This is a genomic window from Oleiphilus sp. HI0117, assembly GCF_001635235.1.
Genome location: NZ_LWGA01001297.1, coordinates 1 through 1,559 on the forward strand (window position 1 = coordinate 1; position 1,559 = coordinate 1,559).

Here is a 1,559-nt window from a genome sequence, read left to right on the forward strand (position 1 = left end):
AGCACAATATTTCAATCAGAAATCATACGAGTGTTGACCGAATCGATACTTCTGCCAAAGCAATCCTGATAGGTGAAGAACGCTTAGACTACAGCAAGCTAGTGCTTGCTTGTGGTGCTCAGGTCAATAAGCTCAGTTTTCCCGGAAGTGAGCTTGAGAAAGTCGTTTCAATCAATGACCTAATGGACTACCGCCGTTTTCGTTCTTTGTTAGGCGAAAACTGCTCAGAAAGCCAGAACCATGTACTGATCATGGGTGCCGGCTTAATCGGCTGTGAATACGCGAATGACTTATTGGCAAGCGGTTATAAGGTAACTATCGTTGACCCTTCAAAATCAGCCTTAAACAGTTTGATTCCTGAAGAGGCCGGACAAGCGCTTATCGAAGGCCTTAGTGATGCAGGTTGTCAGTTTGAAATGCAAGCTCATGTAAGCGAAATCACTGAACAAGGAAATGGTTTGCTTGCTCGTTTAAGTAATGGCCAAGAACTTGAGTGTGCCTTGGTTATTTCTGCCGTCGGCCTGAAAGCCAATATACAAATTGCTCAAGACTCGGGGATTGAATGCCAGCAAGGGATTGTCACCAACGCCTTGCTACAAACTAGTGCAGAAGATGTCTACGCCTTAGGTGACTGCGCAGAGATCGAAGGGCAGGTCAGACTCTACGTGCTGCCACTAATGACCTGCGCACGCACCTTAGCGAAGACTCTGACCGGCACACCGAGCCAGGTAAGCTTCGGCATCATGCCGATAGCAACTAAAACACCCGCCTGCCCCGTCGTCGTTTGCCCACCTGCCAGTGCTTCAGGCCAATGGCGCTTCGAACAAGATGGCCTGAATATTTGTGGTCGTCATTATAACGAGCAAGACTGTTTGGATGGTTTTGTACTAACTGGGCAACGCTGTGTTGAAAAACAAGCGCTAGTTAAAGAGCTCAGTAGTCTTTAAGCTAAAGACTCCCTGAATTAGGCGCTTTGTTTAAAACTCAACAAAGCGCGATTAATAAAGTGAGTCATGATCATGCAAGACGTACTACAACAACTCATCGATGTCCTTCAACTTAAGCAACTCAACAACTTAGTCTTTGAAGGTTGCAGCGAAGATTTGGGCTTCAAAAATGTATTCGGTGGACAGGTCTGTGGTCAAGCACTGATGGCGGCTTATCAAACAGTCGATCAACTCAGCGCTCACTCAATGCATGGCTACTTTTTACGCCCAGGGGATCATTCTCTACCAATTCAGTACGAAGTGCAGATTATTCGAGACGGTAGTTCTTTCGCAACACGGCGAGTCATTGCCCGGCAAGACGACAAAGAGATTTTTACCCTCAACGCTTCGTTTCAAAAAGATGAAGCGGGTTCAGAACACCAGTTTGATATGCCCGAAAGCAAGTCGCCAGAAGAACTGGCTTCCGAGCTGGAAATACGTCGTCGCTTTAAGCACCTGATACCTGAAAAACTTAGGGAGCAGTTCACCCGCGATAAACCAATCGAAATCAGACCAGTTAAGCCAATTGACTATACCAACCCGGATATTCGTCCACCCTATAAGCAAAATTGG

2 protein-coding genes are annotated in these 1,559 nt (G+C 46.5%); both read left to right on the forward strand.

Annotated elements, in window-relative coordinates:
- A partial coding sequence (locus tag A3757_RS22575; RefSeq protein WP_068740343.1) for an FAD-dependent oxidoreductase occupies positions 1 to 947 on the forward strand: 947 nt, incomplete at its 5' end.
- Positions 948 to 1,019: 72 nt separating this feature from the next.
- Positions 1,020 to 1,559: acyl-CoA thioesterase domain-containing protein (locus A3757_RS22580; RefSeq protein ID WP_197470232.1), on the forward strand; the 540-nt coding region annotated here is incomplete at its 3' end.